The organism is Clostridium sp. NSJ-49 (assembly GCF_014287725.1).
GTDB lineage: Bacteria > Bacillota > Clostridia > Clostridiales > Clostridiaceae > Clostridium > Clostridium disporicum_B.
This window is the reverse complement of sequence record NZ_JACOOP010000023.1, coordinates 37,784-56,241: the sequence shown is the minus strand read 5'-3', so window position 1 is coordinate 56,241 and position 18,458 is coordinate 37,784. Positions and strand designations below refer to the sequence as shown.

Annotated in this window: 11 protein-coding genes and 1 riboswitch; all 11 genes read right to left on the bottom strand. The window is 28.8% G+C overall.

Translation table 11 applies throughout. The features are described 5' to 3' along the window. Positions 1–198: 198 nt before the first annotated feature. On the bottom strand, positions 199–2,199 hold the full coding sequence (locus tag H8S10_RS09805; protein ID WP_186838737.1) for a triple tyrosine motif-containing protein: 2,001 nt from the start codon (positions 2,197–2,199) through the stop codon (positions 199–201). 154 nt (positions 2,200–2,353) lie between these two features. Beyond that, complete coding sequence (locus tag H8S10_RS09800) at positions 2,354–2,797, bottom strand: YaiI/YqxD family protein (protein WP_055266542.1); 444 nt, start codon at positions 2,795–2,797, stop codon at positions 2,354–2,356. 108 nt (positions 2,798–2,905) lie between these two features. Continuing rightward, a complete protein-coding gene (locus H8S10_RS09795; protein WP_186838736.1) occupies positions 2,906–4,258 on the bottom strand; it encodes a glucose-6-phosphate isomerase in 1,353 nt (450 codons plus the stop codon). 233 nt (positions 4,259–4,491) lie between these two features. Continuing rightward, entirely contained in the window at positions 4,492–5,151 is a 660-nt protein-coding gene (locus tag H8S10_RS09790; RefSeq protein WP_186838735.1) for a DUF6241 domain-containing protein, read from the bottom strand. Positions 5,152–5,328: 177 nt separating this feature from the next. After that, the gene (guaA, locus tag H8S10_RS09785; RefSeq protein ID WP_186838734.1) at positions 5,329–6,870 is read right to left on the bottom strand and encodes a glutamine-hydrolyzing GMP synthase; all 1,542 of its coding nucleotides are present in this window, start codon (positions 6,868–6,870) and stop codon (positions 5,329–5,331) included. A 253-nt stretch (positions 6,871–7,123) separates the two neighbouring features. After that, positions 7,124–8,578, bottom strand: a complete 1,455-nt coding sequence (guaB, locus tag H8S10_RS09780; protein WP_055266549.1) for an IMP dehydrogenase — start codon at positions 8,576–8,578, stop codon at positions 7,124–7,126. Positions 8,579–8,680: 102 nt separating this feature from the next. Next, positions 8,681–8,778: riboswitch (purine riboswitch) on the bottom strand. Positions 8,779–8,906: 128 nt separating this feature from the next. Beyond that, entirely contained in the window at positions 8,907–10,049 is a 1,143-nt protein-coding gene (locus tag H8S10_RS09775; protein ID WP_186838733.1) for a carboxypeptidase-like regulatory domain-containing protein, read from the bottom strand. A gap of 51 nt (positions 10,050–10,100) precedes the next feature. Then, positions 10,101–14,774 (bottom strand): DUF5057 domain-containing protein, encoded by a 4,674-nt coding sequence (locus H8S10_RS09770; protein ID WP_186838732.1) that lies wholly within the window; start codon positions 14,772–14,774, stop codon positions 10,101–10,103. A gap of 17 nt (positions 14,775–14,791) precedes the next feature. Next, positions 14,792–15,409, bottom strand: coding sequence for a prepilin-type N-terminal cleavage/methylation domain-containing protein (locus H8S10_RS09765; RefSeq protein WP_186838731.1), 618 nt, complete (start codon positions 15,407–15,409; stop codon positions 14,792–14,794). Between the two features lie 13 nt (positions 15,410–15,422). After that, positions 15,423–17,546, bottom strand: a complete 2,124-nt coding sequence (locus tag H8S10_RS09760; protein WP_186838730.1) for a hypothetical protein — start codon at positions 17,544–17,546, stop codon at positions 15,423–15,425. A 23-nt stretch (positions 17,547–17,569) separates the two neighbouring features. Further along, positions 17,570–18,454, bottom strand: coding sequence for a type II secretion system protein (locus H8S10_RS09755; protein WP_186838729.1), 885 nt, complete (start codon positions 18,452–18,454; stop codon positions 17,570–17,572). Positions 18,455–18,458: the final 4 nt, after the last annotated feature.

Genomic DNA, 18,458 nt, shown 5'->3' with positions numbered 1-18,458 from the left:
AGAAATGGTATATTATTGCATGAAAAGAAAATAGCGTAAAGGTATATTTTTACAGAGAATAGGAGGCTTATAACCTCCTATTTGTCGTGTCAAAAAACTTGTTCATTTAGAAATAATTTCATATAAATATATGAATAAAAAATAAAAAGACCGTCTACTGAAATGATTTTAAAAATCATTTCAGAGACAGCCCCATTTTTATACTATATTAAATGTTATACTCTCATAATCTTCATAGTTTACCTTCTTATAAAAACTCTTACTTAATACTAAAAGTCTATATTGCCCTTTTGAAAATGGTAAAAATGTATAGTAATTCTTCTTACTATATTCCTGAACTAAAACCCAATTATTTTCCTTCATCATGTAAAATTCATAACACACATTTTTTCCACCTTTACTAGTTACTTCAAATGTAACTTCTTCCCCAACCTTAATTTCTTTTTTGTTAGCTACAACCTTTGTGGAATTTACAGGCATTACATCTTTAACATAAATTATTACTTCTCTTTTAGAATCATATTCTTCAGTAGATTTAATATTTTTAGCATAAATACTAAAGGCATACTTACCTGGACACTTTGGTTTTACTCTAATAGCTTTATTTTCAACATATCCTGTATCTTCGACATCTTGTCCATTAATCTTAGTTACAAACCTTACTACGGTATCTGTTGTGTTCTGTATTATAGCCTCCATTTCTATAGTATCATTAACTAAATATATTTCTTTATTATTAGTTAATACATAATCAATATTAGCTGGAATATAATCATTACACTTTATATATATAGATGTAGAAGAATCAAAATCTTTAATAGAATATAAATCTTTTACCCTAACTTCTACTTCATATTCTCCCTTTTCTTTTGGAACGAAATTAATCCAATTATTTTTAATATAATCCATTTCTTCTTTTTGGATTCCATCTTTATATACTATAAATTTATAAAGAGCCTTGCATCCACCTTCACATTTAACATTTATATTAAATGGTTGATTAACAAGCGCTGCTCTTCCTTTATCACACTTAACTTCAACTATACGTACTGGTCTATCTCCTTTTTTATCTACTTGATATCCAATAGAATTTATGCTTTCATAATCACCTTTAAAAGAAATATCTTTCACTTTTAAAGTAATATTATATTTTCCTTCTTCTGATGGTTCCCACAAATATCTATTACTTCTTATATAACCACTATCTTCTGAAACAGGTCCTTCAATAATATATCTGTATACTAATTCCCTACCACCATCTACTAATGCCTCTAAATTGATTCTTGTTCCTGTAACCTGAGGTGACTCTATATCAGCCTTAAAATTTCTTATCTTTATTTTTTCATATGGCATTACATCATATACTATAAGCGCTCTATCATCATACTCCTTATTAGAGAAAATATCTCTTACATAGCATAATAGTTTATACTCACCTTCAACTTCTTCTTTAAATGACACTATTGATTTAGATGAAAAATCTTGAACACAAGTATATTTTCCTTCTTTATTAATCTTTACAAATTTATAAAGCAAAGGTCTATTTTCCTCATGATTAGTTTCAACTTTAAATATAAGTTCTTCATTTACTATCATCTTATGAGATAACAACTTAAAATCTGTTATTTCTATAACTTCTAATCCCTTAACATCTATTTTTAATCTTATATAATCATCTACATTATTAGTTGAATCAACCTTTTTACATTCAACTAATATTTCTTTATTACCAGGTTCAGTTGCAGTAAATATATACTTATTATCTGTTGAATAATCATTTAAAATTTCCCACTCATCTTTATTTTTCAGCCAAAATCTATATAAAAGTAATTCTTCTCTTCCTTTAACATTTATTAAAACTTTGTCTCCAACAGTTACTTTGTTTTTATCTATATCTACATTTTCTATTAACTTACTATCTTCAATAATATCGAATTCCAACCTTGCACTATAATCATACGGCTTTGTTGATCCTTTAACCTTTCCTTGGACAAGAATCATATGCTTTCCAGAATTTTTAGGAGTCCATTTACATATCTTTTTTTCTGAAAAGTCTTGTATTGGAGTCCATACTTTATTGTATCCTTCGATAAATTTATACTCTATATCATCTTTTATATTTAAATTAGCCTCAATATTTATATCATTATTTACATAAATAGGCCCTTTATTATCAAAATCTAATAGTAACTCCTTCATAAATTTCTCACCCCACCAAATTTCATCATTTTATTTTACATCAATTAACATAATTTCCTATTTTTAATTATACTCCTTATCCGTTGCAATAAAAATTGAAATTTGTCTATCAGAGATAAAAAAAAGAAATAACCTTTAGATATATTTCTACAGATTATTCCTTCAAATTACTTTTTATTAAAAATAATAAGTTTTTCTTCAATCTTTCATCATCTTCTGATGTTCTTTTTCTAGCATTAGGTGTTCTTCCACCAGCTTTTCTAATTTTTTGCGAGATATGTCTTTGCTCTAACATACCGCTAATATTCTCATTAGTATAAATAGTCCCTCTTGGATTTATGACATGAGCTTTTTTTCCAAGACATATTGCCGCTACTCCATAATCTTGAGAAACTACAATATCATTTTCCATACACTCATTAGATACCTTCATATCTACACTTTGAAATCCACTATCCACAATTTTCACATCACCATAATCCAAAACTATATAGTGATGTATATCACAATATACAATTAGTTCTAAGTTATAATCTTTTGCACACCTTTCAATTATTGAAATTCCAGGACATGCATCTCCATCAACTATAATCCTCATAAACTTTCCTCTTTTATTTCAATTAACCCCAGTAGTTTATAATTATCCACAAACTACTGGGGTAATATTATAATTTTTCTATATTAATTGTTAATAGAATTTAGATTACTATTTTAATCTAGCTTCTAATTCTGCTTTTAATTCTTCGTATCCTGGCTTACCAAGTAAAGCAAACATGTTTTTCTTGTATGCTTCAACACCTGGTTGATCGAATGGGTTAACTCCTAGTAAATATCCGCTTATAGCGCATGCTTTTTCAAAGAAGTAAACCATTTGTCCAAAGTAGTATGGACTTAATTCCGGAATGTTTAGTATCATGTTTGGAACTCCACCATCACAGTGAGCTAATAATGTTCCATTGAAAGCTTGCTTGTTAACGAAGTCAACAGTTTTTCCAGCTAAGAAGTTTAATCCATCAACGTTTCCTTCTGCTTCTTCTATAACTATTTCTTTGTTAGCTTTCTCTACATTAAGAACTGTTTCAAACATTATTCTTGTACCATCTTGTATAAATTGTCCCATTGAGTGTAAATCTGTTGAGAAATCTACTGCAGCTGGGAATATACCCTTTTGGTCTTTACCTTCTGATTCTCCATATAATTGCTTCCACCATTCGTTAAAGTAGTGTAAGCATGGTTCATAGTTAACCATAACTTCAACTTTCTTACCTTTATTATATAAAGCATTTCTCATTGCAGCATATTGGTAACATTCGTTTTCTTTTAATGATGGGTTTGAGTATACTTCTCTAGCATCTGCAGCTCCTTGCATCATTTCATCTATGTTAATTCCAGCAACTGCTATTGGTAATAAACCAACTGCTGTTAAAACTGAGAATCTTCCACCTACGTCATCTGGAACAACGAAAGTTTCGTAACCCATAGTATCTGCTAATCCTTTTAAAGCTCCTCTAGCTTTATCAGTTGTAGCAAATATTCTTTCTTTAGCTCCATTAACTCCATATTTCTTTTCCATGAAGTCTTTGAACATTCTGAAAGCTATTGCTGGTTCAGTTGTAGTACCTGATTTAGATATAACGTTAACTGAAACATCTAACCCTTCGATTGCTTCAAATAAATCAGTTATATATGTTGAACTTATGTTATTTCCAACGAAAAATACCTTTGGAGTCTTTCTCTTATCGCTTGATAACATGTTATAGAAGTTGTTAGTTAACATTTCTATAGCAGCTCTAGCTCCTAAGTATGATCCACCGATACCGATAACTATTAAAACATCTGAATTTGATTTTATCTTTTCAGCAGCAACTTTAATTCTTTCAAATTCATCTTTATCATAATTTACAGGTAGGTCTAACCATCCTAAGAAGTCGTTACCTGCTCCTGTTTTTTCATGAACTGTATCATGAGCATATTTAACCATACCTTCCATCATATCTAATTCTGAAAGATTAGCATATGGTTGAACTTTTGATAAATCTAAGCTTAAACCTTTATTCATTCTTTTACCTCCAAATTTTCTGGAATAATTACCATTTTAATTATATCATAAATTATTAAAACCTAATATTTTTTTCTAATATTTTATTACCTAATAAATACAAATAAAGATTTACATTTTATAAATTCTATTTACTCTATTTACTAAATATATTATATGTAAAAAAGAATTAAGTTATTAATCCAACAAAAAAGAGCTGTTCATAATAAACAACTCTTCATTAACACTATATCTTATAATCCTAAATTAGTTTTTACAGCTTCTATAGCAGCTTCATCTAATTTACTTGCTTTTCCAATTTCTCCATCAAGGTTTTTCCATACATAGTTATGTACTTCTACACCATTACTGAAGTCTCCTTCTTTCCATTTGCTTATTTCTTTATACAAATACCAATCAACTTCTTCTACCATACTCAAAGCTTCATCTATAGTTTCCATAGTAATTTTCTTTGTCCCATTTATTTTACCATCAATAGCTAATATTATAGTATTTGCCATATGATGAACATATTCATTTATTTCTATCATTCTCTGCTCATCAACAGTAATTGTGTGATTCTCATCTTGTGAAGGTTCTTCTTCAGAATCTTCTTTATTATTTCCTACAACTTGATTAGGTTCACCTTCCGGTTTGTTATATGTCGGTGCTTGAGATAAATCATAAAACTTCATTCCACTCCAAGCCATTCCACCTAAAATAATGACTATAGCTATAACAATTCCAATCGCCTTTAATACATTTGAGCCTTTGTGTTCAGATTTTTGAACAACCTTCCAATCATCACTACTGTTAACATTCTGAGCATCACTAATACTTTTTTGTGAGATTTCTTCTACTGAATCTACTACATCATTATCATTTCCATCTATTACTTTATTATCTTTATCCATTTTCTCACCTCATACCTAATTTTTCCCACATTTATACTATAAAGCACACGATATGTCATGTCAATTATTACCATAATACCTTTTACAACAAAATACTACATTTAAAAATAAAGAGAACCCCTGAAATTATTTCAATGGTTCTCTTTTGTTTGATTTAAAATTTATATTTTATGTATATTATTCAAATTCAATAGTTGCTGGTGGTTTTCCTGTACAATCGTACATTACTCTGTTAACACCTTTAACTTCATTTACTATTCTAGTTGTTACCTTTCCAAGTACCTCCCATGGAAGATCTGCTGATTCTGCAGTCATGAAATCACTAGTAGTTACAGCTCTTAAAGCTATAGCATAATCATAAGTTCTTTCATCTCCCATAACCCCTACTGATCTCATATTAGTTAATGCAGCAAAGTATTGTCCTATTTCCTTATCAATTCCTGCTTTAACTATTTCTTCTCTATAGATATAGTCAGCATCTTGAACTATTCTAACTTTTTCAGCTGTTACTTCACCTATTATTCTTATTCCAAGTCCTGGTCCTGGGAATGGTTGTCTGAATACTAAGTGTTCTGGAATGTTTAGTTCAAGTCCTGCTTTTCTAACTTCATCCTTAAATAATAATCTTAATGGCTCTATTATTTCTTTAAAATCAACATGGTCAGGAAGTCCTCCAACATTATGGTGAGACTTAATAACTGCTGATTCTCCAAGTCCACTTTCAATTATATCTGGGTAAATTGTACCTTGAACAAGGAAATCAACTGTACCAATCTTCTTAGCTTCTTCTTCAAATACTCTAATAAATTCTTCACCAATAATTTTTCTTTTAGTTTCTGGATCTTCTACTCCAGCAAGAGCTTCATAGAATCTTTCTTGAGCATTTACTCTTATAAAGTTTAAGTCATATTGACCTTCTGGTCCAAATATAGCTTCTACTTCATCACCTTCATTTTTTCTAAGTAGACCGTGGTCAACAAATACACAAGTTAATTGCTTACCTACGGCTTTTGATAAAAGTACTGCAGCTACAGATGAGTCAACTCCACCTGATAATGCACATAATACTTTACCATCTCCAACTTTTTCTCTAACTTCTTGTATTGTCTTTTCAACGAAAGAATCCATTGTCCAATCTCCAGAACAGTTACAGATATTCTTAACAAAGTTAGTTAACATCTTAGTACCTTCTTGAGTATGCATAACTTCTGGATGGAATTGAACTGCATAAAGGTTCTTTTCTTCACATTCCATAGCAGCTACTGGACATACTGGAGTGTGTCCTATTATATTAAAGTTTTCTGGAGCTCTTTCTATGTAGTCAGTATGACTCATCCAACATATAGTTGAAGATTGTACTCCATCAAATAATTTAGATTTATTATTTACAGCAACTTCTGTCTTACCATATTCACTTACAGGAGCAGTTGCAACACTTCCACCTAAAACATGAGCCATAAGTTGTGAACCGTAGCAGATACCAAGTACAGGTATTCCTAATTCAAATATAGCTTTATCACATAATGGAGAATCTTCTCCATAAACACTGTTAGGTCCACCAGTGAATATTATTCCCTTTGGATTCATTTCTCTTATTTTTTCAATGCTTAAATTATATGGATGAACTTCACAATAAACGTTACATTCTCTTACTCTTCTTGCTATTAATTGATTATATTGACCACCAAAGTCAAGTACTAATACTAATTCTTTATTCATTAAGAATCCCCCTAATGTATTTTTCTTTATTATCTCGTAAAATTGTACATTTTTCAACATAAATATGAACAATTACTTTATTTTTTTAAAAATAATTCGCATATATAACGTAATAAGAGAAAAAATATAAAAACTTTGTTTGTATATAAGCCTATATATCTTTTCTCCCCAATTTCAAATCTATTAATTTTAAATATAAATTATCTCTAAAACTCTATTTTAATAATTAATTAGAAACTATTAAATAGTCAAACTATTCACTTACACTGTAGTTTGGTGCTTCTTTAGTTATCTTTACATCATGTGGATGACTTTCTCTTATTCCTGAAGAAGTTTGGATAACAAAAGTTGCATTTTCATATAAGTCAACTAATGTAGGTGCTCCAAGGTAACCCATCCCTGATCTTATTCCACCCATTAATTGATATAATGTATCTGCTACATATCCTTTGTAAGCAACTCTTCCTTCAATTCCTTCCGGAACAAACTTCTTAGTTCCATTTTGGAAGTATCTATCAGATGAACCTTTCTCCATAGCCCCTAGAGAACCCATTCCTCTGTAAACTTTATATTGTCTTCCTTGATATATTTCTGTTTCACCTGGAGATTCTTCACAACCTGCAAGCATTGAACCCATCATACAAACAGATGCTCCAGCAGCTAATGCCTTAACTATATCTCCTGAATATTTTAATCCACCATCAGCTATTACTGGTATACCATATTTAACAGCTTCTTCAACACAATCCATAACTGCAGTTAATTGAGGTACACCAACACCTGCAACTATTCTTGTAGTACATATTGACCCAGGCCCTATACCAACCTTAACACAATCAGCACCAGCTTCTATTAAATCTTTTGTAGCTTCTGCTGTAGCTATGTTACCAGCTATTATTTGAAGTTCAGGGTATTTAGCTTTTATCTTCTTAACACCTTCAATAACACCTTTTGAATGACCGTGAGCTGTATCTAAAGTAATGACGTCTACCTGAGCTTTAACTAAAGCATCAACTCTATCCATCATATCAGCTGTTATCCCAACAGATGCTCCACAAAGAAGTCTACCTCTTGAATCCTTTGCTGCATTTGGAAACGCCCTAACCTTTTCTATATCTTTAATTGTTATAAGCCCCTTTAAGTTATTTTCATTATCAACTAAAGGTAATTTTTCAATTTTATGAGTCTTTAATATCTCTAAAGCTTGATCTAACGTTGTTCCTTCTGGAGCAGTAACTAATGGACTCTTAGTCATAACTTCTGAAACTAATCTATCATAATTTGTTTCAAATACTATGTCTCTGTTAGTTATTATTCCAACTAATTGAGTTCCTCTTGTAACAGGAACCCCAGATATTCTATATCTAGCCATTAAATCTAAAGCTTCTCTTACTGTATGATTTTCATTTAAGAAAATAGGGTCAGTTATTACACCATTTTCTTGTCTCTTAACTCTATCAACTTCTCTAGCTTGCTCTTCAATTGGCATGTTTTTATGTATAATTCCGATTCCGCCTTCTCTTGCCATAGCAATCGCCATCTTAGATTCAGTAACTGTATCCATACTAGCACTCATTAAAGGAATATTAAGAGTAATAGTTTTAGTTAACTTAGTTTTTAAACTAACTTGATTAGGTAACACTTCTGATTTATTTGGTACTAATAATACATCATCGAATGTATAAGCTGTTTTTAGTATTTTTGCCATAATCCTTCATCCCCTTAAACATTTAATTATAAAAAAAACAGACATATTATCTTCATTAAGTGAAGATAATATGCCTATGCTAAGAAATCCTTGCAAAAACAAGCTATATCAAACTTCACTTATAGTCGGAAATTTACGGCTTCCGGTAGATACTCCCCTCCATATTAGGGGGATATATAAGCAGTCTTTATTGTTCGTATTTTGTTATTGTTACTATTATAGTTTATAGGTATTATCTTGTCAATATTTGTTTCATATAAAAAGCAAGCAATATTTACATCAAAATTTCAATGTTTATACTGCTTGCGTTTAATATGTTAATTTTTAGTTAGAATAGGTCTGGTAGAGTTATACTCTTTTTAGTAGTATATACTTTAACATCCTTACTTTCTCCATTAATCGTAATGTTATTAGTATATTGTCTTTCAAAAATACTACTTTCTTTAGGTATCTTTCCTGTATATCTTATTAAAATTTGAGTATCACTTTGAATATTTTCATTTATTCTAATTTTATATCCAACAGCTTCATACATTACACTTATTTTATTCTTATCTATCTCCTGTAATTTAGCTTCACCAGAACCTTCAACTACTTTATATACCTTTATATTATTTTTTGAATCAGTATCTAGTAATTCATTAGCTACCTTTAATCTAATTTCAACACCATTTCCACTTAATTTAAAAGTAGAACCAAAATTAATATTAGCTTCAGCAGCCATTTCAAAACCATTAATATTTTCATTTATTAAAATTGAATTCCCAGAAACACCTTCATATAAACCGTGAGTCATATCTGCTATCTTTGGAACTAACTTAGCATAGACAATTTGTGAATTTTTTTCATAGTTTAATGTAAATTTATTTGTTGGCAATACTTCTGATATTGTATACCCCTCGCTTTCACCAATACTTACACTGTAACTACCACTTTTAACTGAGTTAAACCTCACTTGTCCATCACTTTCTGATACTCTTCCTTTGATTTGCTCACCATTAGTATTTTCTAATATAACTTCAGTATTTATCGCTAAATTTTCTCCATTTACTCCAGTTACTATAACAGTTACTTCACCTTGTTTACTATTAACTATAATTTTAGCAGTAGTTGTTTTAATATTAGCTTTACTTGTATAGCTTATAGCAATATTAATTTCATGCCCTGCTAAAACATTTTTAGCAACTAAATCTCCTACTAAGTAAGTCTTATTATCTTCATTTATTATATTTATATTATTAATAGAAATATAATCAGAGTTATAACTTTCTTCAGCATTTATATTAGATATATAGCTATTACCATCTTCATTTTGCTTATCTAATTCTATCTTAACTTGAACACTTTCACCTACTAATGTTTCTATATTTTGTTCACTTGCTACTAATAGAGGATCTAATGTAGGTATTACTACATAATCCTTAGTTGTTTTAGCTCCTCTCTTATCCTCAGCTTCAATTGTAATAATCATTTCTTCATCTATAGATCCAAACTTATTTTTAGAAATAGTTATAGGAAAAGATTATCCCTGTGTTTTAAATTCACTTGGAATATTATTACCTGAATTTATACTTTCACCATTTAGCTTAACATTTGTTACTTTAACTAAATCGCCATCAATATCTTTTACCACAATATTAAAATTCAAATCAACATTAGGCGATATCTCTGTTATATTTTCTAATGCAGTTATACTAGGTTTATGATTAGCACCTCTTTCAGCTTTTACTATTGTATTAACAAATAGCCTTAACTCTGAGTCTGGGTATTCTATAGCTTCTCTTTGATTTTCACCTGTTCCAGAAAAAGTAATATTTCCTCTAGAATAAGTATAATAATAATTTCGTGAATCATATTTATTTACTATACTATTTTTATATGCATTACTAAGACTTGAAATATCTCCATTATTATTTGTTAAATTAAATACCGGAACAACATCATCATCTTCAAAGTTAAGTTGTAAGTATTGTCCATGAGTTCTTCTAACTCTTATTGTTTCACCTAGACTAAATGGATAATTAGTTAGAAGTGTTTCATTTGTCTTATACACTTCTATACTATTTGTTAAATTAACCCCTTGAGAGCCATTAATTCCACCAGTTAAATTAGTCATTTCAGCTAAAGTTGCACCTGCTTCATTTGCATATGATTCCGTTGTATTATTAGTGGCTGGAACGTATGAATCATGTTCTATTTTCGTACCATCTAAATCTTTTTCTTCTGGGTTTAAAGGGTCTATATATCTAGACTGCCCTATATAATCTCTAAAAGTTTTAACCAATTCATTTGCTTTTCTAATATTAGCACCATACTGCCAAGTCTTATACCATATTGTATCATGTGTTAACATAAGTCCTTGACCTGTTGAAATAAATTCTTTAATTTCTTCTATTCCTTTCATGCTTATATTTTCTATAAAAGCATCTGCAAAGCCCATTATTACCATGTCATATTTGCTACCATTTAAAGAATCTTTACCAGGTCCTGCATAGTTTCCTTGATAGAAATCCTCATAACTTATTACTTCGACTATGATTTCATAATCTTGAACCTCTTTTTGCTTTAAAAGAGCCTGAAAAGCTGCATTAGTAGCTAAATTAAGATTCCCTCCCCTAGAACTAGCTGATGAATTTGCTCCACTATTCAGGTTTCCTCTTCCGAATGGTGAAATCTGCAATACATTAATAACTTGCTTTTCTTCTGTTAATCTTCTAAATAATATATTTCCATCAAAGTAAGATTTAATAGGTTCATAGTAATTTTCACTAATTTCTTTTACTACTTCTATTCTCCAATCTACATATCCTATAAATTGAGGATAATCATTATAAAAGTTATACTCTAACCTATATCCCTCTTCTGGAATTCTTACATTATTAACTTGTTTTACAATCTCTTCTTCCTTAAATAGTCCATCTCCATTAATATCTAAATATAAATTAATTTTTACATCCTCATCCATCACTGATGATTTAATATCAAATCTCATATTTCTTTTATAAACTACACCTAAAATATCCTCATGTGTATCACCAACAGGACTTGAAGATATTGTTATAGGTCTTTTTACACTAATATTTGAATTAATATAATTTACATATTTCTCAACTATATTGTCTATAGTTATTCTTTTACTATTATCATTTGTGCTAACTCTCATATCTTTTACCAAGTTAACCTTTTGTTGATTCCACTTACCATCTTCATTAACTGTATAATTATATATTTTAAAGCCCTCTGAATTAGTTAGATCATTTATAGCTTCATCTATATATACAAGTTGGCCAGAGTTAATAAATTCTTCAATCTCACTTGCCTTTTTATCAGTTATATCATTTTCTAAAGCTACATAATCCTTAAACCATAAAATGTTCTCACCGTAATTAGAAACACTAAATGAATTATCTACATATCTCCCCACTACTATTACATCGTATTTACCATTTAAGTCATCTACTTTACCGATGAACTCTGACATAGTCATGTGAGTTATTTCTACTTTATATTCATTGTCAAACTGGTTAATTAATACTTCTTCTGTTCCAGTTCCAACAGCTCCTGATTTCCTTGTTAATTTAAAACTATCTGCTGGTTCTATTTCTAATATTCTTATATCAGGTCCATTATATTCAGGTATAACTTCATTTTTAATAACTGTTATAGTTGGCATAGATATATCATTGATAATACTCTCATTATTAGATGATAGTATATTTTCAAATTCTATATTAGCACTCCTAAAAGTTAAGTCATTTCCATGAGTATTTGCTATTACCTTAAATGAAACTGTAAACTTATCAGCAATATATTTATCATTTACACTGTCATAAGTATATTTAATTTTATCTCTAAAATCTAAGCTATATTTTCCATCACTATCTTTAACTAATCCACCATCTTCAACAGCTGTGAACTTATCACCTAGATTAAATAATAATTTAGCATTATTAAAATTAATATTACCTGATTGTGATTTAACAAATTCTTTTGGATCAATTTCATAAGTTATTGTTATTTCATCACCTACATACGGATAACTAGGTGTATTACCTATTAGATTAGCTTGAATATCTAATTCACTTGAAGCAACAGTCCCAGTTACTTTAAATATATAGTTAACTACATTATTTGTATAATTAACTCCAACCTTAGCATTATTCCCACTTTCTAAAGGTGTACATCCATCAGGTAATGATTTAATTACTAGCTCATGATTTCCACTAGAAATATTATTGAATACTATACTACCTTCATTTAGTTCTCCATTTATTTCATTAGATAATTTATCTTTAATTACTATATTAGATAAATTAGTAATATCATTTCCTTCTTCATCTATCACCTTAACATTTATCTGACCTCTTTTTACATTAATAGCTAAACTATTATCTCCATTTATTGATGTATTAGCACCGTTTTGATTTAATATATAGCTATAATTTCCACTTAATATATATACCTTTTCATTATCAGTAGTTACCTCTTCATCATCACCAATTTCAAATTCATATTCCTTACTAATTGTTTTATCAACAGTTCCAAAATACAACTCTACACCATTTTCACCAGTAAGGTTAAAGTTGTTTGGTATTTTGATTGCATTGAACTTTGCATTATTATAAATTATTCCATCCATACCAGGATGAGTTAAAGTAACACTAGCTCTTAAAGTATCACCTATTAAATATCCATTTGAATCCTTATGAAAATCAACACCTAACTTTTGTGCTTCAGAAGCCTCAAAAGGTTTTATAGATATTGTAGTATTTTCTACTGGAATTTCTTTCTTATTCCCATATATATCTGTATATGTTAATTTATCATTACCTTTAAATAAATTATAATCTCCTACTTTATTGGCTCTTATAGTAAATTCAATTATTTGAGTATCTGCTGTATACCAATTACCTTTACCTAGAACATAATTTATTGGATCTACTTTTATTATATTTCCATTCCCATCATCTACTGAAAATCCATCAACAGCTTGTATACTATCTGATAAATTCAAATTTAACTGTGCATCTGAAAACGAATAACTTTTCTCTAAAGTATCAGCAATTTTACTAAATACAGAATCTATAGCACCTGTATCAGTAGCAAAAAAAGTGCTTTTCTCTCCTAATGTTATTCCTCCCATAGATTCATGGATAGTTTTCATTTTAATATTTGCATCACTATCTTCATCACCCAAACCATAACCAATGGTGAATACATTATATTTTTTATCCTTTATTATATTACCTATTGTAGTAGCATATCCAAGTGACATACCATCATTATCACTGCTACCCTTTCCTCCTACAGATTTATTATCATAATTCAATGTTGTATAATACTTATTTACTGTTTCAGTTACTTCTTTACAATTTTTATTCCATCCATGACTATATTTACATGGATTACTACTAGTACATTGAATTCTACCACATCCATTATTTTCAATTCCTGTACAATTACACTTCCAATAACTTTGATTTGTAGTTCCTTCATATGTATAATATGTAGGCTCTCCATCCCCCATAAATATTATAGCTTTATTTGCATCGGATTTTGACTCATAAAGCATATTAGCTCCTTTTCTTAATCCATCACCAGTATTAGTTCCTCCATCTGCTTTTAACCCTTCTATTTCTTTTATTAAATTCTCAACATTTTTTGAATTAACACTACTTTCATTTGTTACTTCAACTAAATCATATTCCTTTTTACCATTTTTACTATAAGTTATTATTCCAATTTTTAAATTACTTATCTTTGGTGTAATTTTATCATCTAATGTATCACTCATTGTATTTATAAAGTTTTTAGCCGCTATCTTTAAATTACTTATTTTAGTTCCCGCCATACTTCCAGATACATCTAAAACCATAACTATTTCTTTCGGCTTTGATAAATTATGTTGAAATGGATGTGGTACTATTTGATATCTAACCTTAAAATCTTGTCCTTCCATTGGATTACTGGGAGTTGTCCCTAAATAATTTATATCAATTTGTGGCTTAATAGTCTCAGAAGCATATAATTCAAGCTCTTCATCATGATTATCTTCATTTATATGTTGATGTTCTTCTACTTCATTAACAGTATCATCAGCCTTAACAATGTCCCCAGACATCCACCCTACAATTAAAAGAAAAATCAATAAAAAGCTAATAATTTTATTCTTATTTATTTCAAATTTATTAAACATTCTCTTCCCTCCCCTTATTAATTATTTCTAAATTTCACCAAAATAGTGCTTTCATATTTAACATCTGAATAGCCCTTTTTCTTAGCTAAAGTTATGTTAAATTCAAGTCCAGGTGAATCACTTAATAGTGTACTTTCCATCTTAATAATCCCTTCATTAACAATCATTCTCACATCTAAAGGTCTTATTTTTATATCTATAACATTAGTTGATAGAATCGTTTCTGCTATATCACTTGTACCACTTTCATCATTAAAACTAGTCTTTAATGTTCCATTACTTTCTAATGTTAATTCAAACCTACTTGTATCTTCATAATTTAAAACTATATTATTTATAGACTTCTTATAGTTCTTTTCTTCAACACTATTAATAGGTAACAACGAATATTTATTAAGTGGATCATTAGCAGCTATATTATCAACAATTTCAATATTCTTAGCCTGAGTTCCTAAGTTTAATAATAACTTTTCAATATTTTCTGCTTCGTATTGAAGTTCTGAATTTATCTCTGTAGTGTTTAAGGTTTTATTATTTGTGAAAAAGAAAGTATATGCTACTCCTATAATCATTGTGGTAATAGCTAGTGTTATTACTAATTCTATTACCGTAAACCCTGTTGATTTTTTCTTCAAATAATTCACCTCTTTACTTTAGTATCTTCCAATTATTTGTTGATAAGTATGAGTCTACCTCATATCCATTTGTAGTAGTTTCTACATTTATTAATTCTCCAACATTAACTTCAGCGTCATTTATTTTGCTTCCTATAAAAATATTCTTTAATACATCATAATTTGATGCTATTACTTTTCTTACTATATTTTCATCATATTCTATCTTTACAGTATTTGAAACTGTATTTTTAAATTCAACATCTCCACCGGCTATAATAATTCCTTTAAAATCAAAATCATCTTCAATATTAATATTATTTTTTACTATAATAACGCCTTCTTTTATTTCCTTATTTCCTATCTTGTTATCTATTATTGTTACTTCTGAAGCTGTATTATCTAAATATACTTGTCCGTACTTTTCATTTAATGTAATACCTTCTACAATTTTTGAAAAATCAACTTGATTACTTACAGTATTAACAACTTGCCCAGCAGAATACAATTCGCTATTATCTTTATCAGAATCTACTCCATTTGTATTTCCCATTGCAAATACATTCCTAGCAAATTCGCTTCTTATTCCATCAATAACAGCATCTCCGCTCCAACTATTGTCATATTGCACTTTGCCAGCTTTATCAATATAAGCTCCAACTGAAGATACATTTCCTTTTAGATTTACTCCACCTGTTTTTAATTCACTTGAATTAGCAGCATAATATTCTTTAATATATTCAGCTTTCTTTTTTAAAGTATCATCCCCATCAATAAATTCAATTAACTGTAAAGGATTGTAATATTTCATAGTTACATTATCTTCATATTCAGCTAATATATCTGTATAAGCTAAGTAATTGCCTTTAACTGCTACAGATTCACCGGTTTGATATTTATTTCCCTCATTATCAGTAGCATTTATATATGCAACTCCCATAATATACGAATCACCATTAACTGTTATTGAAGATGTAGGTGTATTATCTTCTTTAAGTCCAATTTCATTTACAATAATACTACTTGATTTCATTGCTTTTTCTGCAGTATCTGCTACTGTAGTTTTATCATTTATTCCATAAAAATTAGTATCTATATTTATACTACTTTCAGTTGCATTTAAAGCTAAATCATTATTTACCACTAAATTTTTATTTACATTTAAAATGTTATTTGAAGATGTAGCATCCGTGTTATCTTTACCTACATAAGTATTTAAGGCATAAATATCATTTGTTACAGTAACATTTGTATTATTTTTTAATTGTAGCGTATTAGCAGTATATATATTTCCGTCTATATTTAAAGTGCTGTTATCTACTATTACTCCCCCTCTATATTTATCAAAAACATAATTAGGATTTTCTATATTTTCTTGATTACCCTTAATCCAAATATCACCTTTTATACTTACATTACCAGTTACATTCATATTTCCATCTGCCGTTATAGCTTTACCGTCAAATACAGGTTGAATTTCTATATTTTCCGTATTAGTAGATGCTACTAAACTTCCTTCATAATCTGGAGTTTTTATAACAAATTCTGTAGATATTGTTTTTGTGTTTTTAAATTCACCAGTTAAACTTTCAAAGGTAGATTTAACTTTAATTCTTATCTCACCTTTGCCTTCTTCTATTGACGTATCCCTATACTCGTAATCTAATATTTCTATTACAGGATTAGCAGTTACATCAGCACTTCTCTCATAATTTTTCCAACCAAAACTATCAGTATCTTCACTAAATATCATATATTTATTATTAACTATACCTTGCGCTAGTAATGCATCTGTATCTTTATTTTCTCCTTTATTAGCAGCGCTTTTACCTAAAAACTTAATAAACTCTTCTTTAAAGTCTTTGTTCATTTTTTCATACAAACTACTTATATCTTCAGTAGAATCCTTATACTTTTTAGTTACTTCTTTACTAGCCTTCAATATTGCAGCTTCGCTATTTTTTACTATAACGTTATAAACAACATCAAGCCCTGAATCTGCCTTATACATATTCTCAATACGTCTACTCTCATTAATTCTCATCTTATAATCACTTGTTACTAAAGTAAGTATTGCTGTACTTGTAGTAAATAATATTGCCATAACAACAGTTATAACAACTAAGCTAGAACCTTTTTTCTTTAACTTATTACTCATCAAACTCCCCCCCTACTTTTTAATTATTGTATCCATATATTTTGAGATACTATTCCATTAAATAATGTATTTCCTCTATTACTAACTGTAACTTCTACATTATATAAATCACCTAATGTATTTTTAGTGCTCGATATTATGTTATTAAATATTTTTATCTTACCTATATATGAATTAACTTCAACTTTTCCTGTAGTTGATGAATTCTTTTTAATATATATATTTTTTTCAATATCTGTTTGGTTATAAAAATCTAATTTAATATTTCCTGTAAAGTTATCATTTAAATCAATTAAAATATTATTATCATTACTTATAGGTACCCCAGAATCATTAATCATTTCAATTTCATTATTTAACAAGATAAGTATTCCATTACCTATTTTTAAATTTAAATTATTATTTACTATTGGATAATAGCTGCTTACTTCAGACAATCCTGATTCAGTATTTTTGTATAAAGTAACTGTTTTTGAAGCATCCCCTTTAAACTCTAATTTATAATCAAATACTATATTTTCTAAAGGATCTTTACTAATATCTTCATAAGTAAATTCATCGTCTTTAATTAATTTAATTTCTACAGCATATTTATCTATACTGAACTTCCCATTAAAATTATTAAAATCAGCAGCCCTTTCATCAGTATTAACTCTTTTTATTCCCTGACCATTTAGTAACTGAAAATTACCATTACTATCTAGCTTTATCTTGTCATAAACCTTCATTTCTTCTAAAAGCTTTTGTCCTAAAAATGTAGCTTCTTGTTTTATTTCAGCTCTCTTATTTGTATTAACTGAAGTCATTACTAATCCTGAAATAGGAACTATTAAAATTGATAAAAGGGCAACACTAATGATTGCCTCTATTAATGTCATCCCTTTCTTTTTATGCTTACATATTCTCATTTCA